General features: G+C 62.5%; 6 protein-coding genes. 2 read left to right on the top strand and 4 right to left on the bottom strand.

Annotated elements, in window-relative coordinates; all coding sequences use genetic code 11:
• Both ugpC and EOA27_RS23550 read right to left on the bottom strand, forming a co-directional pair.
• The coding region (ugpC, locus tag EOA27_RS23555) for a sn-glycerol-3-phosphate ABC transporter ATP-binding protein UgpC (protein ID WP_127257361.1) at positions 1-1,070 on the bottom strand (1,070 nt) is incomplete at its 3' end.
• Positions 1,071-1,467: 397 nt separating this feature from the next.
• The gene (locus EOA27_RS23550) at positions 1,468-1,656 is read right to left on the bottom strand and encodes a DUF3606 domain-containing protein (RefSeq protein ID WP_127257358.1); all 189 of its coding nucleotides are present in this window, start codon (positions 1,654-1,656) and stop codon (positions 1,468-1,470) included.
• A 475-nt stretch (positions 1,657-2,131) separates the two neighbouring features.
• On the opposite strand from EOA27_RS23550, the gene dusA reads away from it, so the two are divergent.
• Positions 2,132-3,127, top strand: coding sequence for a tRNA dihydrouridine(20/20a) synthase DusA (gene dusA / locus EOA27_RS23540; protein WP_189343131.1), 996 nt, complete (start codon positions 2,132-2,134; stop codon positions 3,125-3,127).
• A gap of 10 nt (positions 3,128-3,137) precedes the next feature.
• Here dusA and EOA27_RS23535 read toward each other — a convergent pair whose 3' ends face one another.
• Both EOA27_RS23535 and EOA27_RS23530 read right to left on the bottom strand, forming a co-directional pair.
• A complete protein-coding gene (locus EOA27_RS23535) occupies positions 3,138-3,842 on the bottom strand; it encodes a TIGR02281 family clan AA aspartic protease (RefSeq protein ID WP_126082695.1) in 705 nt (234 codons plus the stop codon).
• A 10-nt stretch (positions 3,843-3,852) separates the two neighbouring features.
• Positions 3,853-4,083 (bottom strand): DUF1289 domain-containing protein, encoded by a 231-nt coding sequence (locus EOA27_RS23530; RefSeq protein WP_126082696.1) that lies wholly within the window; start codon positions 4,081-4,083, stop codon positions 3,853-3,855.
• 165 nt (positions 4,084-4,248) lie between these two features.
• On the opposite strand from EOA27_RS23530, the gene EOA27_RS23525 reads away from it, so the two are divergent.
• On the top strand, positions 4,249-4,570 hold a 322-nt coding region (locus EOA27_RS23525), incomplete at its 3' end, for a nicotinate-nucleotide--dimethylbenzimidazole phosphoribosyltransferase (RefSeq protein ID WP_189562094.1).

Here is a 4,570-nt window from a genome sequence, read left to right as displayed (position 1 = left end):
GGCTTATCGATGCGCTTGCCGGTTTCGCCGTGAAAGAGATGAACGTGATCAGGCTCGACCGACAGTTGGATGGTTTCTCCAGGCGTGAAGGAATGACGTTCCCGGAAATTGGCAACGATATCCTCACCTCCCGCCGTCCGGCCGATGATCTGTACTTCAGAACCGGTAGGCTCGATCACCACCACGGTGACTGGAATGCCATTGTCGGCCAGCCGCAAATGTTCGGGCCGTATCCCCAGCACGACGGGCTCGCCATTGCCGATGGAGAACGGCGCGGGCAAAGTCACCGAAATCCCTCCTTCGCCCTGGAACCGCGGCGTGCCTTCAGTCAGGATTGTTCCCTTGAGCATGTTCATGGCGGGAGAACCAATGAAGCTTGCCACGAACAGGTTGTTCGGCCGGTCGTATAGATCTAGCGGCGGCCCGATCTGTTCGACCATGCCGTCGTGCATGACCACGATCTTATCTGCCATGGTCATGGCCTCGATCTGGTCATGCGTGACATACACCGTCGTGGTCTTCAGCCGCTGGTGCAACTCCTTGATCTCGGCGCGCATCTGCACTCTGAGCTTGGCATCGAGGTTGCTGAGCGGTTCATCAAACAGGAACACCTGCGGATTGCGAACGATGGCGCGGCCCATGGCGACGCGTTGACGTTGGCCGCCTGAGAGCTGCCGCGGATAGCGCGACAGCAGCGGAACCAGCCCGAGGATTTCGGCTGCCCGCTTAACACCTTTATCGCTATCCGCCTTCGGAACACCTTTGAGCATGAGCGAGAACGCCATGTTCTCCGCAACCGTCATATGCGGATAGAGCGCGTAATTCTGAAAGACCATGGCCACGTCGCGTTCCTTCGGAGCAACGTCATTGACGATCCGGCTGCCGATCGAGATATGGCCGCGCGAAATCTTTTCCAGGCCGGCAATCATCCGCAGAAGCGTCGATTTCCCGCAGCCGGACGGTCCGACCAACGTAACGAACTCGCCGTCATCTATATCGACGCTGACGGCATGCAGGACCTCGGTGGCCCCGAACGATTTGTAGACATCGCCAATCGCGACAGACGCCATCGAATTCCTCCCGATGGTCCCTGCGACTTGTCGCGGGGAGCCGTTTTTATCAGGCGTGGCTTGAAACGGATGCCGGTGCGGCGATCCACCACTGGCGTCGGCGACGTCTGCCCCAGATTTCCTCCCCCCGGGGTCACGCGACTTCGAAACGGTAGCGCTACCAAATCCGCCTGTAAAGCGGCCATGTACAAACCACCAGCAGCCCTCGACCGGTATGGTCGACCAAGAATATGGTTGAAGGATCCGGACGCCTGATGATCGACGCCGGGACCGACGCCATCAAAATGCCGGCGACCGCCATGGTGACGATGATCCGAAACATGAGTTGCCCCTGCCCAAGGAAGTGCAATCAAAACGCCGTAGAGCGGGTCGTGTCCAGCGTCCCCGTGCCGAGGCTCTACTTGCCAGAGATTTTCTCAGCGACAGCGTTCGCTTTGTCCCGATTGCCCTTGGTGTCTTTGATGATTTTCAGGGCTTGGTCCTTAGTGATGCCATGCTTCCGGGCAAAGTAATTGACTTCATACGGCTCGCTTGCCGAAACCCGAGCTCTGTCCTGTTTGCCTCTCTTGGATTTGTCGTCCGCCATAGCCTTCCTCCATGTCGCGTTTCACCTTGGGCGGCCCGCTCACGACCAAAACGGATGAGCCGCTAGCGATCGACAGCCGCGATGTTGCATTCCCCAGGTGTCGTTGGAGTATATCGAGGGCGGCGGCCTTGGAGCGGCATGGGGACTTGCCTACATCGCACATGTCGTCGATATGGAGGTCGATGAGTTCGCCGAAAGTTTTAAGGCGTGCTACACGAGACTTGGTCGGCGTCTCGCCGCGGTCGACTTAGCGTTCGGTTTCGGTCGCCCATCGTCGTGCGTCGTCTCGGCGCAAGAACGTCTCGCTGACGCAGCGACCTTTGCGACGAACCTGCACGCACCAGGAACCGGATGAGAGCTTCGTATAGGCCATTTTTCGTGTGCACTGAGAGATCGAAACTTGGCGAAAAGGGTCGTATTCTGGCGTAAGTTTGTGTGCACTCGGCAGGTTCCAACAAATTGATGTTAAATAAAAGTGCTGAAAAATCAAGATCATAGGGTGGCCGTTGCGCCCATGATGGACTGGACGGATCGGCATTGCCGGTTCTTCCACCGTCAGTTGACGCACCGCGCGTTGCTCTACACCGAGATGGTTGTGGCGGACGCGGTCATCCACGGCGCGCGTGAACGGTTGCTCGGTTTCGACGATGTCGAGCATCCGGTGGCGCTGCAGCTCGGCGGATCGGATCCGGCAAAGCTCGCCGAGGCGGCGCGGATCGGCGAGGCCTTCGGCTATGACGAGATCAACCTCAATGTCGGCTGCCCGTCAGATCGTGTTCAGTCGGGAACATTCGGCGCCTGCCTGATGAAGACGCCGGCCCTGGTCGCCGACTGCGTCGCGGCGATGAAGGCTTCGGTGAAAATCCCCGTCACGGTCAAATGCCGCATCGGCGTCGACGACCAGGACCCGGAGCCTGCGCTCGACACGCTTGCCGACGGCGTGCTCGCGGCCGGCGCCGACGCGCTCTGGGTGCATGCCCGAAAGGCCTGGCTGGAAGGGCTGAGCCCCAAGGAGAATCGCGACATCCCGCCGCTCGACTATCCGCGCGTCTATAGGCTGAAGGCCAGAAAGCCGAACGAATTCATCGGCATCAACGGCGGCATTCAATCGCTTGCCGAGGCGTCGGCGCATCTCGGCCATGTCGACGGCGTGATGCTCGGCCGCGCCGCCTACCATACGCCGGGCATCATGACCGGCGTCGATACCGCGTTCTACGGCGAAGTTGCACCCGCCTTCGACTATCCGGGCCTGATCGACGCCATGGCCGGTTACGCCGCGCGCCATATCGAGCGCGGCGGGCGGCTCGGCCACATCACCCGCCATATGGTCGGACTGTTCCACGGCCTGCCCGGCGCGCGCCGCTTCCGGCAGATACTTTCCACGGATGCGAACAAACCTGGAGCCGGGCCGGAGGTGCTGAAGACCGCTTTCGCGGCAATCGATTTCGCGGCGGAAGCCGAGGCGGCCTGACTCGATCCGATTAATCCCGCAGGATCATGCGGTCGCCGCGCACGTCGAAACCCGACAACGAACCGATGAAGTTCATGCCGAGCAGGCTTTGTTCCAGCATGCCGGGCGCGGCGACCATCACCGTCATATCCTTGCGCACGATGCCGCCGATCGCCAGTTCGTCGGTTCTGACGGTGGCTGCGCGCGCCATGCCGTTGGCGGTGGAGACGTCGACGCTGTAGCTGAGCGCCGCCGGGTTGAAGCCCGCGGCCTGGGCATCTTCCGATGTCAGCACCGTGCTGGTCGCGCCGGTGTCGACGACGGCGCGCACCGGCGCGCCGTTGACCAGGATGCGGGCCTCGAAGTGGCCATTGCCGGCCTTGTCGAGCGTGACGGTCGGGCGGCCGTTCTCCACGCCGAGCGCCAGCGGGCTGCCCGGGACGAGACCGGCCGTCACGCGGCTCGCGACGTCCTGCAGCTCGTAGCGATACTGATAGCCGGCGATCAGCACGAGGATCAGTGCGGCCCAGACGCCGATATTGCGTGCCATGTCGCCAAGCGGCCGGCCCGAGCGGAGCAGGCTCGCGCCGATCACCATGACCAGCACGCCGACCCAGATCAGCCGGCCGAAATCATTGTTGTTCATGCCGAAAGTGTGGCCGGCCGAGTTGTTGAGCATCAGCAGCACCAGCCCGACGCCGATCACCGCCATGACGATCCAGAACAGCCGGTTCATCGGTTTCTTCTCACAGAACGCCGCGTTCGCGCGCCATGCGGGCACGCCGGGTTTCGCGGCGCGGCCGGCGCTCCACCGTTTCGAGCCGCGCCGGCAGTTCGGCCATCACCGCCCGGCGAACGTCAGGAGTCATCCTGAGCCAGTCGGAAATCTCGTCGCGCGTGCGTCCGCAACCGAAGCAGAACCCGGTTTTCATATCGATCGAACAGACCAGGATGCAGGGGGATTCGATGGCGGTCATAGTGTTCTCTTGCGTTCATTCCACATGGTGCAACCGCCGGAGCAATGCAAGCCCTCCGCAATGCGCCGCAAGGCAACGCGTTCGCGGCATCGTCAGGCGGTTGTGCCGGCTGCAGAAGGCGGCTATGCCGCTTGCGATTTCCGCAACGGACCGCGACCGACGCAAATGCCTGCCAAGCCTTTCGATGATTTCCGAAGCCTCCTGACGGCGCTGCCCCCTGCCGATGACGCGGCGGCCGCGCGTGTCCGCGCGCTGTTTGCCAAGGCGGACAAGCCGAACGAATCGCTGGGCAGGATCGAGGACATCGCGGCCTGGATTGCCGCCTGGAGCGGGCGGGCGCCGCCGGCAATCAACCGGCCGCTGGTGGCGATCTTCGCCGCCAATCACGGCGTCGTCCGGCATGGCATTTCGCCGCGGCGGGTGGCGGCGACCGCCAATGAGGTCGAGCTCTGCGCCGCCGGCGGGTCCGCGATCAACCAGGTCTGCA

The organism is Mesorhizobium sp. M2A.F.Ca.ET.037.01.1.1 (genome assembly GCF_003998075.1).
Lineage (GTDB): Bacteria > Pseudomonadota > Alphaproteobacteria > Rhizobiales > Rhizobiaceae > Mesorhizobium.
The sequence above is the reverse complement of the archived record's forward strand: the minus strand, read 5'-3'. Positions and strand labels throughout refer to the sequence as shown.